The sequence below is a fragment of the Bacillus sp. FDAARGOS_527 genome (assembly GCF_003812125.1).
In the GTDB taxonomy this organism is placed as follows: Bacteria; Bacillota; Bacilli; order Bacillales; family Bacillaceae_G; genus Bacillus_A; species Bacillus_A paranthracis.
Map to the genome: position 1 here is coordinate 677996 of NZ_CP033795.1, position 15470 is coordinate 693465.

General features: G+C 36.1%; 18 protein-coding genes and 2 riboswitches. Of the genes, 16 read left to right on the top strand and 2 right to left on the bottom strand.

The genetic code is table 11. The features are described 5' to 3' along the window. Positions 1–37: 37 nt before the first annotated feature. The 12 genes from hisZ to EGX95_RS05930 all read left to right on the top strand — a co-directional run bounded on the left by hisZ (position 38) and on the right by EGX95_RS05930 (position 8886). Positions 38–1300, top strand: coding sequence for an ATP phosphoribosyltransferase regulatory subunit (gene hisZ / locus EGX95_RS05875; protein WP_000170314.1), 1263 nt, complete (start codon positions 38–40; stop codon positions 1298–1300). After that, positions 1276–1911 (top strand): ATP phosphoribosyltransferase, encoded by a 636-nt coding sequence (hisG, locus tag EGX95_RS05880; protein WP_001244470.1) that lies wholly within the window; start codon positions 1276–1278, stop codon positions 1909–1911. The genes hisZ and hisG overlap by 25 nt, the downstream gene beginning before the upstream one ends. Positions 1912–1922: 11 nt before the next feature. Then, entirely contained in the window at positions 1923–3212 is a 1290-nt protein-coding gene (gene hisD, locus EGX95_RS05885) for a histidinol dehydrogenase (RefSeq protein WP_000407006.1), read from the top strand. Continuing rightward, the gene (gene hisB / locus EGX95_RS05890; RefSeq protein WP_001209290.1) at positions 3212–3796 is read left to right on the top strand and encodes an imidazoleglycerol-phosphate dehydratase HisB; all 585 of its coding nucleotides are present in this window, start codon (positions 3212–3214) and stop codon (positions 3794–3796) included. Before hisD ends, hisB begins: the two co-directional genes overlap by 1 nt. Next, positions 3797–4426, top strand: coding sequence for an imidazole glycerol phosphate synthase subunit HisH (gene hisH, locus EGX95_RS05895; protein ID WP_000560333.1), 630 nt, complete (start codon positions 3797–3799; stop codon positions 4424–4426). Beyond that, entirely contained in the window at positions 4399–5118 is a 720-nt protein-coding gene (gene hisA / locus EGX95_RS05900; protein ID WP_000402310.1) for a 1-(5-phosphoribosyl)-5-[(5-phosphoribosylamino)methylideneamino]imidazole-4-carboxamide isomerase, read from the top strand. The genes hisH and hisA overlap by 28 nt, the downstream gene beginning before the upstream one ends. Next, positions 5112–5870 (top strand): imidazoleglycerol phosphate synthase cyclase subunit, encoded by a 759-nt coding sequence (gene hisF, locus EGX95_RS05905; protein ID WP_000880081.1) that lies wholly within the window; start codon positions 5112–5114, stop codon positions 5868–5870. The genes hisA and hisF overlap by 7 nt, the downstream gene beginning before the upstream one ends. Next, positions 5867–6172 carry a phosphoribosyl-AMP cyclohydrolase gene (hisI, locus tag EGX95_RS05910; RefSeq protein WP_000803967.1) on the top strand — a complete coding sequence of 102 codons (306 nt, stop codon included), beginning with the start codon at positions 5867–5869 and terminating at the stop codon, positions 6170–6172. The genes hisF and hisI overlap by 4 nt, the downstream gene beginning before the upstream one ends. 10 nt (positions 6173–6182) lie before the next feature. Further along, positions 6183–6506 carry a phosphoribosyl-ATP diphosphatase gene (hisE, locus tag EGX95_RS05915; protein WP_000786132.1) on the top strand — a complete coding sequence of 108 codons (324 nt, stop codon included), beginning with the start codon at positions 6183–6185 and terminating at the stop codon, positions 6504–6506. An 11-nt stretch (positions 6507–6517) separates the two neighbouring features. Next, positions 6518–7534: a histidinol phosphate phosphatase domain-containing protein gene (locus EGX95_RS05920; RefSeq protein WP_000861822.1), complete on the top strand. Its 1017-nt coding sequence runs from the start codon at positions 6518–6520 to the stop codon at positions 7532–7534. Positions 7535–7601: 67 nt separating this feature from the next. Next, the gene (locus EGX95_RS05925) at positions 7602–7769 is read left to right on the top strand and encodes a YozQ family protein (RefSeq protein ID WP_000043572.1); all 168 of its coding nucleotides are present in this window, start codon (positions 7602–7604) and stop codon (positions 7767–7769) included. A gap of 145 nt (positions 7770–7914) precedes the next feature. Beyond that, entirely contained in the window at positions 7915–8886 is a 972-nt protein-coding gene (locus tag EGX95_RS05930) for an NAD(P)-dependent oxidoreductase (protein ID WP_001062823.1), read from the top strand. Between the two features lie 32 nt (positions 8887–8918). On the opposite strand, the gene pssA is transcribed toward EGX95_RS05930, so the two are convergent. Both pssA and EGX95_RS05940 read right to left on the bottom strand, forming a co-directional pair. Continuing rightward, entirely contained in the window at positions 8919–9620 is a 702-nt protein-coding gene (gene pssA / locus EGX95_RS05935; protein WP_000285422.1) for a CDP-diacylglycerol--serine O-phosphatidyltransferase, read from the bottom strand. Positions 9621–9914: 294 nt separating this feature from the next. Then, entirely contained in the window at positions 9915–11801 is a 1887-nt protein-coding gene (locus EGX95_RS05940) for an LTA synthase family protein (RefSeq protein WP_000941733.1), read from the bottom strand. A gap of 200 nt (positions 11802–12001) precedes the next feature. Here EGX95_RS05940 and EGX95_RS05945 point away from each other — a divergent pair, with 200 nt between their 5' ends. The 4 genes from EGX95_RS05945 (at position 12002) to cysH (ending at position 15452) form a co-directional block, all read left to right on the top strand. After that, positions 12002–12451: a DUF3888 domain-containing protein gene (locus tag EGX95_RS05945; RefSeq protein ID WP_002080902.1), complete on the top strand. Its 450-nt coding sequence runs from the start codon at positions 12002–12004 to the stop codon at positions 12449–12451. 89 nt (positions 12452–12540) lie between these two features. Further along, a riboswitch (Lysine riboswitch) is annotated at positions 12541–12722 on the top strand. A gap of 180 nt (positions 12723–12902) precedes the next feature. Then, positions 12903–14219: a diaminopimelate decarboxylase gene (lysA, locus tag EGX95_RS05950; protein ID WP_000280639.1), complete on the top strand. Its 1317-nt coding sequence runs from the start codon at positions 12903–12905 to the stop codon at positions 14217–14219. 117 nt (positions 14220–14336) lie between these two features. Next, positions 14337–14445: riboswitch (SAM riboswitch) on the top strand. 72 nt (positions 14446–14517) lie between these two features. Continuing rightward, positions 14518–14661, top strand: a complete 144-nt coding sequence (locus tag EGX95_RS05955) for a YezD family protein (protein WP_000116161.1) — start codon at positions 14518–14520, stop codon at positions 14659–14661. An 86-nt stretch (positions 14662–14747) separates the two neighbouring features. Next, the gene (gene cysH, locus EGX95_RS05960) at positions 14748–15452 is read left to right on the top strand and encodes a phosphoadenylyl-sulfate reductase (protein ID WP_000958985.1); all 705 of its coding nucleotides are present in this window, start codon (positions 14748–14750) and stop codon (positions 15450–15452) included. Positions 15453–15470: the final 18 nt, after the last annotated feature.

Sequence of the window (15470 nt, forward strand, 5' to 3'; positions counted from 1 at the left end):
AAGCATACATTAGAAAGGGAAAGGTGTGAGAATTTCGATGACAAAATGGAAACGGGCAAATCCAAATGGAACGAGAGATTATTTATTCGAAGAATGTACGTTAATTGAAGAAGTGGAGCAAAAATTAAGGCGTACTTTTTTAGAGAGAGGTTATGAAGAAATAAGGACACCAACAATTGAATTTTATGATGTGTTCGCCTTTCAAAGCAGGCCGATAGATGAAGAAAAGATGTATAAATTTTTTGATGAAAAGGGGAGGATTATCGTATTGCGTCCAGATATGACAATTCCTTTAGCGAGAGTGATCGGAACGCAGAGGTGTGATACACCACTTAAAGTGACGTATAGCGGAAATGTATTTCGAGCGAATGAGTCCCTTACTGGAAAATATAATGAGATCGTGCAAAGTGGTATTGAAATTATCGGTATTGATAATGTAAGAGCTGAAATTGAATGTGTTATAAGCGTCATTCAATCACTTCAAAAGTTGAAGGTGCAATCTTTTACAATAGAGATTGGGCAAGTACAGTTATATAAATGTATTGTCAAAAAGCTCTCCATTCATGAGGAAGAAGAGAAAGTTCTTAGAACATATATTGAAAGTAAAAATTATGCCGCTTTATCCAATTTTATTAGAGATAAGAAATTAGATCGATGTGATGAAACAGTAAAGTTACTGGAGAAATTACCGAGGTTATTTGGGAATTTAGAAGTGATTGAGGAAGCAGAAAAACTCGCCTCCAGTAATGAAATGAAAATGGCCATTACAAGAGTGAAAGAAATATATGAAGCAATTGACAAGCTAGGCTATGGATCGTACATATCCATTGATTTAGGTATGATTCAACATTTGGACTATTATACAGGTGTTATTTTCAAAGGGTATATATATGAAATTGGGGAAGAAATTGTTAGTGGCGGAAGATATGATGAGTTAATTGGAAATTTTGGAGAAATGTTACCGGCTGTTGGACTCGCGGTGCAAGTTAATCAAATTGTAAAGGCGCTGCAAGAGCAGCAAAAGCCATATGAACGAAAGAGAATAGATATTATGATTCATTACGAGTTAAATAGATTAGCAGAAGCGGAACGATTACGAAATTTACTTCAAAAGGACGGGAAAAAAGTAGCGCTATCTTTATTCTCTAATTTAAATGATACTTTTCAATTTGCTAGAAAAAATCAAATTGTAACGGTCGTTGAGGCAAAGAACGAATCATTAGTGGAATATGTATGGAAAGAGAAATGGGTCGTCCAGAAAGAAGGAGAAACTTCATGCGTAACATTCAAATTGCGTTAACGAAAGGGAGATTAGAAAAACATGTGATTCCGCTCTTTGAGCAGATTGGAATTGATTGTTCAGAGCTCAAAAATAAAGGAAGAAAACTTGTCTTTCAAAGTAAAAATACGGATATCTCATTTATTTTAGTGAAAGCAGTAGATGTTGCTACTTATGTAGAACATGGAGTAGCGGATATCGGAGTCGTTGGAAAAGATATTTTAATGGAAAACGAGAAAGATATTTATGAAATGTTAGATTTAGGAGTAGGCGTGTGTAAGTTTTGTGTCGCTTCTATTCCTACTTATAATCCGAAGAGCTACCGGAAGAAATGCATTGCGACGAAATATCCACATATTACTTCTAACTATTTTCATGATAAAGGAGAGGATGTAGAAATTATTAAAATAGAAGGTTCTGTAGAAATTGCTCCTATTCTTGGATTGGCAGATGCGATTGTTGATATTGTTGAAACAGGAAAAACATTACAAGAAAATGGACTCATTGTATTTGAGGAAATGTATTCTATATCTGCTCGAATGATTGTAAATAAGGCTGCATTAAAAACTAAAAAAGACGAAATATTCAGTATTATAAATATGATGGAGCAAGAAATTTTGTCAGGAAAATAGGGGGACTTGTAATGGAGATCGTTTTTGAAGATTTTCAAAAGGCGTTATCGAAAATAAAATTGCTACGAGAAAACGCTAATATAATAGAAGAAACTGTTCAAAGAAATGTAAGTGAAATCGTTCAAAATGTAAGGGAGAGTAGAGATGAGGCCTTATCTTTTTATACAAAAAAGTTTGATGGTGTAAAGATGAAAGAGTTTCGTGTAAGTGAAGAAGAAATAAAACGAGCGAGTATGTTTGTAGAGAATTCATTTTTAGAAGCGTTACAAGAGGCGAAGAAAAACATTATTTCGTACCATGAAAAGCAAAAAAGACAATCGATGTTCGATTGCGCGAGTAAAGGCATCATTAGAGGACAAATCATTCGGCCATTAGAGAATGTAGGCGTATATGTGCCAGGCGGAACTGCTTCGTATCCTTCGTCAGTATTAATGAATGTATTGCCAGCAAAACTCGCTGGTGTGAAAAAGATTGTAATGGTAACACCGCCAAGAGAAGGAGGAATTGATCCACATATTTTAGTTGCTGCAAGTCTTGCAGGAGTAGATGAAATTTATACGATAGGTGGTGCGCAAGCAATTGCTGCTTTAGCATACGGGACGGAATCGATTCCGAAAGTGGATAAAATAGTTGGACCAGGAAATTTGTACGTCGCTCTAGCGAAACGAGAAGTATATGGAATAGTAAATATTGATATGATTGCTGGACCGTCAGAAATTGTAGTTATTGCAGATGAAACCGGCAATGCAAAATATATTGCTGCTGATTTATTATCACAAGCAGAACATGACGAGAGAGCGACAGCAATTTGTATTACAACAAATATAGAGTTAGCAAAAGAAGTAGAAAAAGAGATAGAAAGGCAGTTAGAAACATTACCAAGAAGCGAAATTGCACGTGAATCAATAAAGAGAAATGGGGCCATTTTTATCGTTCCTTCTTTAGATGAGGCGCTAAATTTATCGAATGAAGTTGCCCCGGAACATTTAGAGTTACATATAAAAGAACCGATGAATGCTCTAGCTTATGTGAAACATGCAGGATCTATCTTTCTTGGACCATATGCACCAGAACCGCTCGGGGATTATTTAGCAGGACCGAATCACGTGTTACCGACAAGTGGAACGGCAAGGTTTTTCTCACCGTTATCAGTCGATGATTTTGTGAAAAAATCAAGCTTTCTGTCTTATACAGAGGAAGCATTAAGAGATGTAAAACATCATATTGTAGAGCTTGCCAGTAAAGAAGGGTTACATGCGCATGCGAGAGCAATTCAAATAAGATTTGAGGAGGAAGAATAATGCGTGAGTCTAGTCAAATACGTGAGACGACAGAGACAAAAATAAAATTAAGTTTACAGCTTGATGATGGGAAGAACGTTTCTGTACGAACGGGAGTTGGTTTTTTTGATCATATGCTAACTTTATTTGCAAGGCATGGAAGATTCGGTTTGCAAGTGGAGGCAGAAGGGGATGTATTCGTTGATGCACATCATACAGTTGAGGATGTTGGGATTGTACTCGGAAATTGTTTGAAAGAAGCCTTGCACAGTAAAGAGGGGATTAACAGGTACGGCTCAGCATATGTACCGATGGATGAGTCTTTAGGCTTTGTTGCAATTGATATAAGTGGACGCTCATATATTGTATTTCAAGGAGAATTAACGAATCCGAAGCTTGGGGATTTTGATACAGAACTAACGGAAGAATTTTTTAGAGCAGTTGCTCATGCTGCCAATATTACATTACATGCTCGTATTTTATACGGAAGCAATACACATCACAAAATTGAAGCGTTATTTAAAGCGTTTGGTAGAGCGCTTAGAGAAGCAGTCGAAAGAAATGCCAATATTACTGGTGTAAATTCAACGAAAGGGATGTTGTAATTGATTGCCATTATAGATTATGGAATGGGAAACATTCGTAGTGTAGAACAAGCATTAAAGCATATTGGAGCAGCGTACATTGTAACGAGTGATAAAGAAGAGATTTTTAGAAGTGATGGAGTGATTTTACCAGGAGTAGGTGCATTTCCAAAAGCGATGGATGTATTGGAAGAAAAAGATTTAGTACGTGTGTTACAAGAAATTGGGCGTTCCAGAAAACCACTTCTAGGTATTTGCCTAGGAATGCAGCTTTTATTTGAAAAAAGTGAGGAACTACAAGACTGTAACGGGTTAAGTTTATTGCCAGGCGTTATTCGAAAGTTAAAGGTTCCTTATAAAATTCCTCATATGGGATGGAATGAGTTAAAGAAAGAAGGAGAAATAGCGCTTTGGAATGGAGTAGAGGACGGTTCTTTCGTATATTATGTCCACTCTTATTACGCAGATTGTCCAAATGAAATTGTATATGGAATAAGTGAATATGGAGTGAAAGTACCTGGTTTTGTAGCAAAAGGAAATATATACGGTGCGCAGTTTCATCCTGAAAAAAGTGGTGACATTGGCATGCAAATGTTGAAAAATTTTAAAGGAGTGGTAGAAACATGGAAATCTTCCCAGCTATCGATTTAAAAGAAGGGAGATGCGTTAGACTGTATCAAGGAGAATTTAGTAAAGAAACAGTAATGAATGAAGACCCAGTTGCGCAAGCGATTATATTTGAAACATTTGGAGCGAAACGGTTGCACATTGTTGATTTAGATGGTGCAGTTGCTGGTGAGTCGTTAAACTTGTCCGTCATTGAAAGAATTTGCAAGGCAGTACGTATTCCAGTGCAAGTTGGCGGAGGAATTCGATCACTTGTATCCGTAGAGAAATTATTTTCAGTAGGGGTAGATAAAGTGATTTTAGGAACAGCCGCTCTTTATGATAAGCCATTTTTAGAAGAGACAGTTCGTCTATATAAAGAAAAAATCATCGTCGGAATTGATGCGAAAAATGGTTTTGTAGCAACGAGAGGCTGGCTTGATGTGTCTGAAATTTCTTACATTGATTTAGCAAAACAAATGGAGAAGATAGGTGTTCAAACGATTGTGTTTACAGACATTTCGAAAGACGGAACACTTGCAGGACCGAATGTAGAGCAATTGGAGTTACTACAAAAGAACGTTGCTACTCGACTTATTGCTTCTGGAGGAATTGCATCTATACAAGATGTGAAAAAGTTAAATGATATGAACATATACGGCGTCATAATTGGTAAGGCTCTTTACGAGAAAACGATTGATTTAGAAGAAGTGCTAGAGGTAACAAAGTTATGTTAGCGAAACGCATTATTCCATGTCTAGATGTGAAAGAAGGGCGAGTCGTAAAGGGTGTAAATTTTATAGGACTACAAGATGTCGGGGATCCTGTTGAAATAGCAGCTTTATATAATGATGCGGGAGCAGATGAAATAGTATTTTTAGATATTACGGCAACGCATGAAGGACGAAAAACAATTATAGATGTTGTAGAAAAAACGGCTTCAAAAGTATTTATTCCTCTTACAGTTGGCGGAGGAATTTCAAGTGTGAAAGATATGTACAATTTACTAAGAGCGGGAGCAGATAAAGTTTCAATTAACTCAGCAGCAGTGCGAAATCCAAAATTAATCGAAGAAGGGGCAGAGCATTTTGGCTCACAATGTATTGTCGTCGCAATTGATGCTAGAAAAGTAGCGGAGGATAAGTGGAATGTATATGTGAACGGCGGAAGAGTTGATACGGGAATTGATGCAATCGGGTGGGCAAAGTGCGTTACAGAGCTAGGCGCAGGCGAAATTTTATTAACGAGTATGGATGCAGACGGAACGAAAAACGGATATGACCTTCGTTTAACAGAAGAAATTTCAAAAAGTGTTTCCGTACCAGTCATCGCGTCAGGTGGATGTGGTCATGCTAATCACATTATAGAAGTGTTTCAAAAGACAACAGTTGATGCAGCATTAGCGGCATCAATCTTTCATTACGGTGAGGCGACAATAGGGGACGTAAAGAGAAAGTTAAGAAATGCAAACGTTGAGGTGCGGCTATGAAACCTAACTTTTCAAAAGGACTATTACCAGCAATTGTAATTGAAGAAGGTACAAAAGAAGTTTTAATGCTAGCTTATATGAATGAAGAAGCGTATGAAAAAACGCTAAAAACGAAAAGAACGTGGTTTTATTCTCGTTCAAGAAGGTCGTTATGGAATAAAGGAGAAACATCAGGTAATGTCCAACATGTGCAATCTCTTTATTTAGATTGTGATCAAGATGCAATTGTTGTTGTCGTAAAGCAAGTAGGGCCTGCTTGCCATACGGGAGAAAAAACGTGTTTTCATTACAAAATTATATAGGGGGATACATATGAAAAACGCCTTTACATTACTATTCGAAACAATTAAAGAACGAAAGAGAAATCCACTTTCTGAATCATATACAAATTACTTGTTTTCAAAAGGAGAAGATAAAATTTTAAAGAAAATTGGTGAGGAATGTACGGAAGTAATTATTGCATCCAAAAATAATGATAACGAAGAGCTAGTGAAAGAAATGGTTGATGTAATGTATCACTGCTTCGTTTTATTAGCCGAAAAAAATATATCATTAGAAGATATTATGGAGGAAGTGACAGAAAGAAATGGGAAGCTTTCGAGAGTAGGGGACAGAAGAGAAATAGATACATTATAGGGGGAATATGTATGAAGGTGGATTATCACATTCATTTAGAAGAAGGGCCATATTCAATAGGATGGCTAGCTAAAATAAATGAATCATTACAACATTATGAACCGCTAAAAGAAGAAAAACATTCTATGGAATGGCTTGTGAAAACACAAGAACGCCTGCAAAGACGTGTGAATGAAGGGCCATTTACAACGAAATGGATTGATTTATATTTAGAAGAAGCTTTGCGAAAAGGGATAAAAGAAGTTGGTATTGTCGATCATTTATATCGTTTTTATGAAGCGAAAGAATACTATGAAACATATGTTGATATTAGTGATTCGGGGCTTGGACGTTTACAAAAGGAATGGTTAGACCAAGTAAGGGTAGCTTCACTACATGATTTTACAAAGGCAATTGAAGAGGCGAAAGAACGGTGGAGTAAAAGAGGTGTTACGCTTAAACTTGGAATTGAAGCAGATTATTTTATTGGTGGTGAACAACAATTACAATCTTTACTCGCATTAGGAGATTTTGATTATGTAATTGGTTCTGTTCATTTTTTAAATGGCTGGGGATTTGATAATCCAGATACGAAAGAATATTTTAAGGAACATGACTTATATGTTTTATATGATACGTTTTTCAAAACGGTTGAGTGCGCAGTTCGTTCTGAGTTATTTGATATTATTGCTCATCTTGACAACATAAAAGTATTTAATTATCGATTAGATGAGAATGAACAACTTTCTTATTATAAGAAAATTGCGCGTGCATTAGTAGAAACAAATACAGCAACGGAAATAAATGCGGGATTGTACTATCGCTATCCTGTGCGCGAAATGTGTCCGAGTCCGCTATATTTACAAGTATTAGCTAAACACGAAGTTCCGATCACACTCTCTTCAGATGCTCATTATCCGAATGATTTAGGAAAATATGTGGAAGAGAATATAAAGACGTTACGTAATCATGATATTGCTCACTTAGCTACATTTACGAAACGAGTTAGAACGATGAGATTACTAGAAGAAGTAACAATTTCAAAATGATCACGATTTTTTGATGAAAACCCATCTTTTTGTTCAAAATAAGAAAGAATAAAAAGGAGGGTAAGAAATGTCGAAACAGCAAAATAAACAAAATGTACAAGGTGCACAGCAACAAGCGTATACTTCTGAAACGAATGCTACATCTCAATCCGTTATTGAGGAACAAATTAGTGATACAGTTGCAGAAGGAACGATCGATGTGAAGCTTGGAAAACAATCGCAAGAAAAAGCATAAGAAGAGGGGGAGACTTGCATCTCCTCTTTTTTTGTGGAAAAGTGTCGATTTTCAAAACTATAATCAAATTCCTTGGTTTTTATATGTGGATTTCTTACAATGAAAGATAAGAGAGATCTTATTTTCTATAGAAGAGGTGTTAGTAGTGGCAAAAATATTAGTAGCAGGGAAAATTCCAGCAATCGGATTAGAACTATTAAAGGATCATGATGTAGAAATGTACGATAAAGAGGAGTTAATTTCTTTAGATGAATTAACAGAGCGTGTAAAAGACAAAGATGCATTGTTAAGCCTACTTTCTACAAAGGTGACAAAAGAAGTGATTGATGCGGCACCTAATTTGAAGATTGTTGCAAACTACGGTGCTGGTTACGATAATATTGATTACTCATATGCCGAAAAAAAAGGGATTGCGGTAACGAATACACCGAAAGTATCAACGGAAGCTACTGCAGAACTAACATTTGCACTTCTTTTAGCAGCGGCACGTAGAATTCCTGAAGGTGATACGCTATGTCGTACAACTGGATTTAACGGATGGGCACCGTTATTTTTCTTAGGCCGCGAAGTACATGGTAAGACAATTGGAATTATCGGCCTTGGAGAAATCGGAAAGGCAGTTGCAAAGCGTGCGAAAGCGTTTGGAATGAATGTTTTATATACAGGACCAAATCGAAAGCCTGAAGCTGAAAGTGAACTGGAAGCAACATATGTAACATTGGAAGAATTATTACAAACAGCAGACTTTATTACAATTAACTGTGCGTATAATCCGAAATTGCACCATATGATTGATGAAGAACAGTTCAAAATGATGAAGAAAACAGCGTATATTATAAATGCTTCACGCGGACCAATTATGCATGAAGCGGCACTTGCTCATGCTTTAAAAACAAATGAAATTGAAGGGGCAGCTCTTGACGTGTTTGAATTTGAGCCGAAAATTACTGAAGAGCTAAAAGGATTAAAGAATGTGGTACTTGCTCCTCACGTAGGAAATGCAACATTCGAAACGCGTGATGCGATGGCCGAAACGGCGGTAAGAAATATTTTAGCTGTATTAAATGGCGAAGAAGCTGTAACGCCTGTCAATCAAAAAGTATTCGTTACAAAATAAAAAGAAACCTTCCGGAATCGGAAGGTTTCTTTTTATTTTTCTTTATTTGCTCTTTTTGATGGTCTTTGTCTAAGGAATTGAGATAGCATGTACAAAATATATAGTGGAATAGCAATGAATAAGAAAACAGAAAAATTACCGAACCCTGTTTGGTACATTGTGATAATGATGCCCACTAAAAATAGTGTAATAATGATGCTATATCGTGGAATTGGTACATCTTTTAAACTTGGGATACGAATGCGGCTCACCATTAAAAATGCGAACGTTACAAATACTGTAATAAGAACGATTTTTGGAATGGTATGTGAAAATAATGTTAAGAAAGCAACAAGCCCTCCCGCTGCTGTAATCGGTACCCCAGTGAAATATTTCATTGAAGTAGAAGATGGTGTTACATTAAATCGTGCTAAACGATATGCTCCGAAAAGAGGGAATAGCCCCGCTATGTATAGTCCGATGATTCCATAATTAGAGAAAGATGTGTAATACATGAGAACAGCAGGTGCTGCACCAAATGTTACGACATCCGCAAGCGAGTCAAGCTCTTTTCCCATTTGTGAATCAACACGTAATAAACGAGCAACACGCCCATCAAGACTATCTAACATCATCCCGATAAGTACTAAAATAGCAGCTGATTTATAATATCCTAAAGATGCATAGCCGATTGACAAGAATCCACTATATAAATTTCCGAGCGTAAATAAGTTTGGAATAGCTGCTCTATACAAAATCTGATCCCTTGCTTTCTGTAATAAATTCTTAATTAGTGTATGAAAGTTTACTTATTTTATCATACCATAAATTTCTTCTTCACACGAAAGAAATTCCCAATTTGTGAAAGATTTCATATCAGAATGATTTGAAAAATAAGTGAAAAAAGAAGGGGCTGTCTCATAAGTCTCTTTCGAAGTAAGATCACATGAAATTGAAAAGGCAGAAACGTTATAAAATTAACATTTCTGCCCTTCACTTTTTATTCGATTTTGGCTAAAAAGCACTTTTTGGGACAGCCTCTTCTTGTATTATTCAAAGTTCGTTATCATAGTTCCAGTTTTATACCGATTGTTAGGATCGAAACGTAACAAATCTCCATAAATGAGTTTGTCGGAAAGTTTCAATTCTGTTTTTGCTTTTTCAATATTCGGTTGACATAATGAGATGTCTGCTTCTTCACCTGTGTTTCGTTTATAGCACATGTTTTTTGTATACACATAATCTTCCGAAACGAAGCTACCATCACGCATTACCATAAGTGGATCTTCTTCTTTAATAAATAAGTCAGTTCCAAATTCAACTGATTTATTTGTTTTAATACCAAGTAAATGAAGTAGCGTTGGTTTAATATCAATTTGACCAGACACTTTAGAAATGACTTTTCCTTCTTGACCAGGTACATGAATAATGAGAGGGACGCGTTGTAATTGCATAGAATCAAATGGTGTAATAGCGTCTTTCCCAAGGAACTGAGCCATAGCTGCGTTATGGTTTTCAGAAATACCGTAATGATCTCCGTAAATGACAATAACAGAGTTGTCATACAGTCCTTCTGCTTTTAATTGTTTAATAAATTGTTTAAGAGCTTCATCCGTATAACGAACGGTTGGGAAGTAACGGTTTACAACGCCACTTTCCGAATTAAACTCATCAACATATTGATCTTCTGGATTTAGAAGAAATGGAAAATGATTTGTTAAAGTAATGAATTTTGTATAGAACGGCTGTGGTAAGGATTTTAACTTTGGAATAGATTGTTCAAAGAACTCTTTATCTTTTAATCCCCAACCGACAGACATTTGTTCTGTGCCTACGTAATCATTCAAATTAAAGTAACGATCATATCCAAGTGCAGGATACATTACATCACGATTCCAAAACGCTTTATCGTTTGAATGGAAGACAGCAGAAGAATATCCGTATTTTTTTAATTGTTCGGGTGTAGCTGTATATTCATTTGTTGCGTGAGTAAAGAATACAGAACCGCGATCTAACGGATAAAGTGAATTTTCAACGATAAATTCAGCATCAGAAGTTTTACCTTGTCCTGTTTGATGATAGAAGTTATCGAAATAAAAACTATCTTTAATAAATTCGTTTAAAAATGGAGTAATTTCTTTTCCATTTATTTTTTTATTAATAACAAAACTTTGTGTAGATTCCATTGAAATCAAAATGACATTTTTACCTTTTGCAGATCCAAATAAGTTCTTATCAACTTGCTTATCTTTTGAGTCTGTATAGTTTTTAATTTCAGAGAACCCGTCCCCACTTGCAAATACACGTTCAGCTGAAGATTTTGATTGCAGTGTAATATCAAATAGATGATATGTGTATAAACCTAAATTTTTCACGACAGTTTGACGATCGAATGAGCGTGAGAACATTTGTGGTTTATAAATAACAGAAACAACAATTTGTAGTGCTAATAGAGCTGTTACACCGCTAAAGAAAGTTCTCTTCTCAGAGCGAGAAAGCGGCGTTTTGTCGCAAAATGATGGGAATTTACGCGAAAGAAACATTAAGATGATCGCATCTGCGAATAACAGTAATGTTTTATACGTAAAGAGTTCTTTTATACTCGTCCCTAAATCAGCCATATTATTTGTTTGAAATAATACTGGGAACGTAACGAAATCGTTATAAAACCCATAAAACATTGCATTTCCAAATAAAATGAATGACAGTATAAAACTAATTCCAACTATAATGCGATTTCGGTGTTTAGATGCAAATAATGCAAAACCGAAAAATAAAAGTAACGCAGCTAGTGGATTCATAAAAAGCATAAATTCTTCAAAGAAATTATCAATTTTAATATCAAACGCTAGCTTGTACACAATATATGTTTTTATCCATAATAAAACGACTGCAACGAGTGCGAATCGCAGTTTTGGAAACAGACGTTGTAGCATAATATACTCCTCTCCTAAAAAGCATGACGGTTCTTGTGGGCCTATTTGATTAGCTCCTCATTTTATATATACGAACAGTCCTTTATTATTATGTTTATTATACTATGAGTATCATTATACGAAAATAAAAGAGAGTTGTGGACTTTTTTATAACAATTGAGTAGAAAAAGGGCAGTAGGAGACAATAAAATGGAGTGTCTATGTATGATTATTATCGTGCGCGGAAAGAATCGTGTAACAATACGGAGGTTATAATGCGAAAATTATTATATTTTATAGTATGCAGTAGTGTTATACTTTTTGCTTCACCAAGTGTGTCGGTAGCAGAGTATGATGCACCTCTTATGGAAGATGCCCTTTATTCTGTGTTATTTCCGAAAATAAATAAAGCAATCGAAAAACAATATGGGAGCTTGAAGCCTTATCAATGCCCGAAAATTATTAGTTTAAAAAAAGTGTATAGCGGTACATATTTATTTCAAGCGAGTATTGAAGTGACTAAGTATGAACGTGTTGCAGGGAAAATTGCGCCACCATTTGAGAAGGTAACGATTACATTTAATAACGAAGAAGGTGAATGGGAAGTGACAAAGGTTTCAGTAAAGCGCTTACCAAACGATACTGAACTAAACTGTCAAAAAGCAATATAAAAAATTGTTTGACAAATAAAATGGTCCTTTGGTATTGTTAATAGCAACAATTAGATGTTTGAAAATTAAATAGACTTACCTCATCTACTCTCAAAGGTAGAGGCCGCGATAGGAAAGAGTAAGCTATGGGAGATTTAATGGAATCTGTGATCATAGGTTGAAAGGGACTATTGCCGAAATATAAGAATAACCATCTTATTCATATATTGGGACTGCATTGAATAAATGTAGTACTGTCATAAGATTTATTTTATGGAGAGCTATTTGGAGATGTTGATGCGGTTTCTTATTTTGAGGAGATAACAACTCGTTTATTTTTTCAATATATATTTTTCCTAATAAGAAACGCGTGTGAACATTGTTCCGCGCGTTTTTTGTCTATCTAAAAGCGTGCTGCAATGAATAGAAGATTGGGGTTATGAGTTTTAGAGGAAATAAGGGAGGAATTCAAATGTATTTACACGGCACAAGCCGAATCAATGGGCAAGGACACTTAGAAATTGGAGGGTGCGACACGACGCAGCTAGCAAAACAATATGGAACACCACTTTATGTATACGATGAAGAGTCAATTCGAGGAAAGTGCCGCGCGTTTCATCGTGCTTTTAAAGAAAGTGGGTTCTCTTATCAAGTAGCATATGCAAGCAAGGCGTTCTTGTGCATGGAGATGTGCCGAGTAGCTCGTGAAGAGAATATGTCATTAGATGTTGTTTCTGGAGGAGAATTATATACTGCACTACAAGCAGGATTTCCTGCATCGCGCATTCATTTTCATGGCAATAACAAAACAGATGAAGAAATTGTGATGGCTCTTCAGGCGAATATTGGTTGTTTTGTCGTAGATAACTTCTTAGAATTAGAAATTTTGCATGATTTAGCAGTGCAACATGGGAAATTTGTGAACATATTAATTCGTGTAACGCCCGGAGTAGAGGCGCACACACATGAATATATTACAACAGGTCAAGATGATTCAAAATTTGGATTTGGCGTGTCAAATGGTCAAGCGATGCAGGCAATTGAGCTTGCTTTACAAAAATCAAATTATAACGTGTTAGGAATTCATTCACATATCGGATCACAAATATTTGAAACGGCTGGCTTTGTGCGAGCGATTGAAGTTCTTCGTCAATTTTTAGAAGCAGTGAGAGAGCGAACAAACTATGTAGTAAAAGTGCTAAATGTAGGGGGAGGATTCGGAATACGCTACACAGAGTCCGATACACCATTAACTCTTGAGACGTATGTGCGAGCTGTAACAAGTGCGGTGAGAGAACAATTTACGTTATGTAATTATCCATTGCCAGAAATATGGGTTGAACCAGGCCGTAGCATTGTAGGTGATGCTGGAACGACACTTTATACAGTCGGATCTGTGAAGGACATTCCGGGTATTCGGAAATATGTATCAGTGGATGGTGGGATGACTGATAATTTAAGACCTGCTTTATATAACGCTCGTTATGAAGCGATGTTAGCGAATCGAGGGAATGATGAGAACGAGGAAGTTGTTTCGATTGCAGGGAAATGCTGTGAGAGTGGAGATATGTTAATTTGGGATATTACTTTACCGAAAGTTGCCTCTGCCGATTTACTAGCGATTTCTTGTACAGGGGCATACGGGTACTCGATGGCGAATAATTATAATCGGATTCGTAGACCAGCTGTCGTCTTCGTGAAAGGCGGTACATCACAAATTGTTGTAGAGCGCGAAACATATGAAAATATTATTGGGAACGATCGCATACGTATTAAAGAACTTGTTTAAATGAGGAAAAAGGAGTTGTTCGGATGGGCAATTCCTTTTTTGTAAAATAAAATAATTAAAATATATCGGAAAACTAGGATTGAAAAAAATCAGAATTGTGATAAAATACAAATACAAAGCTTATCAAGAGAAGCGGAGGGAACTGGCCCGGCGAAGCTCGGCAACCTGCTTATAGAAAGCAAGGTGCTAAATCCAGCAAAATGGAATCCATTTTGAAAGATAAGGTAAAATATATTACCGAACAGTCTTTTCGAAATGGGAAAGATTTTTTTTATGAATAAAAAGGGGGGCTGTTCGCGTGAGCGTACGGGAACATTTTGAGGAAGTATCTGAGAAAATTGAAGCGATGCTTGCTGATATGAAATATGGTTCAATTACAATTGTTGTGCAAGATGGAAAAGTCATTCAATTAGAGAAAAGTGAAAAAGTACGTTTAAAGTAAAAAGCGCTGACTAGAAAAACTAGAGGCGGTTTTAACCTATTTTATTAGGTTAAAACCGTCTTTTTGCTTTTACAGGGGGAAAAAACATGTTGACGTATGAAACGTGGGAAGAAAATGATGTTTCATTTTCAGAAGAAGATGAAACGAAAGGCGCGCTATCAGTATTAAGTTGGGCGTATAAAGAATATGAAAATGAAATTGTATACGCATGTAGCTTCGGAGTGGAAGGGATGGTACTGCTGCATCTTATTAACCAAGTAAATCCATCTGCTAAAGTTGTTTTTTTAGATACTAACGTACATTTTCAAGAAACGTATGAATTAATTCAAAAAGTGCGGGAACGATTTCCTTCATTAAATATTATAGAAAAACAGCCAAAACTTACACTTGATGAACAAGCCAAATTGCATGGTAACAAGCTATGGGAAAGCAATCCTAATCTTTGTTGTAAGATTAGGAAAATTTTACCGTTAGAAGAATCATTAGCGAATGAAAAAGCGTGGATCTCGGGGTTGAGGAGGGAACAATCAGAAACGCGTAAGCATACAAAGTTTATAAATCAAGATCATCGCTTTCAATCTATTAAAGTTTGTCCGCTCATTCATTGGACGTGGAAAGAGGTATGGCGATATGTATACAAGCATAGCTTGCCGTATAACCCATTACATGATATTGGATATCCAAGTATTGGGTGTGAGAAGTGTACGTTGCCTGTAGGAGAGGGTGGCGATTCAAGAGATGGTAGATGGGCTGGGAAAGTGAAAACTGAATGTGGTCTTCATTATCAATAAGATGAATCTTGAAATAAA

Bases quoted from the DNA above. Each gene is read 5' to 3' on its own strand.
- hisZ (WP_000170314.1), top strand. From the start codon at position 38: ATGACAAAATGGAAACGGGCAAATCCAAATGGAACGAGAGATTATTTA.
- hisG (WP_001244470.1), top strand. From the start codon at position 1,276: ATGCGTAACATTCAAATTGCGTTAACGAAAGGGAGATTAGAAAAACAT.
- hisD (WP_000407006.1), top strand. From the start codon at position 1,923: ATGGAGATCGTTTTTGAAGATTTTCAAAAGGCGTTATCGAAAATAAAA.
- hisB (WP_001209290.1), top strand. From the start codon at position 3,212: ATGCGTGAGTCTAGTCAAATACGTGAGACGACAGAGACAAAAATAAAA.
- hisA (WP_000402310.1), top strand. From the start codon at position 4,399: ATGGAAATCTTCCCAGCTATCGATTTAAAAGAAGGGAGATGCGTTAGA.
- hisF (WP_000880081.1), top strand. From the start codon at position 5,112: ATGTTAGCGAAACGCATTATTCCATGTCTAGATGTGAAAGAAGGGCGA.
- hisI (WP_000803967.1), top strand. From the start codon at position 5,867: ATGAAACCTAACTTTTCAAAAGGACTATTACCAGCAATTGTAATTGAA.
- hisE (WP_000786132.1), top strand. From the start codon at position 6,183: ATGAAAAACGCCTTTACATTACTATTCGAAACAATTAAAGAACGAAAG.
- EGX95_RS05920 (WP_000861822.1), top strand. From the start codon at position 6,518: ATGAAGGTGGATTATCACATTCATTTAGAAGAAGGGCCATATTCAATA.
- EGX95_RS05925 (WP_000043572.1), top strand. From the start codon at position 7,602: ATGTCGAAACAGCAAAATAAACAAAATGTACAAGGTGCACAGCAACAA.
- EGX95_RS05940 (WP_000941733.1), bottom strand. From the start codon at position 11,801: ATGCTACAACGTCTGTTTCCAAAACTGCGATTCGCACTCGTTGCAGTC.
- EGX95_RS05945 (WP_002080902.1), top strand. From the start codon at position 12,002: ATGTATGATTATTATCGTGCGCGGAAAGAATCGTGTAACAATACGGAG.
- lysA (WP_000280639.1), top strand. From the start codon at position 12,903: ATGTATTTACACGGCACAAGCCGAATCAATGGGCAAGGACACTTAGAA.
- cysH (WP_000958985.1), top strand. From the start codon at position 14,748: ATGTTGACGTATGAAACGTGGGAAGAAAATGATGTTTCATTTTCAGAA.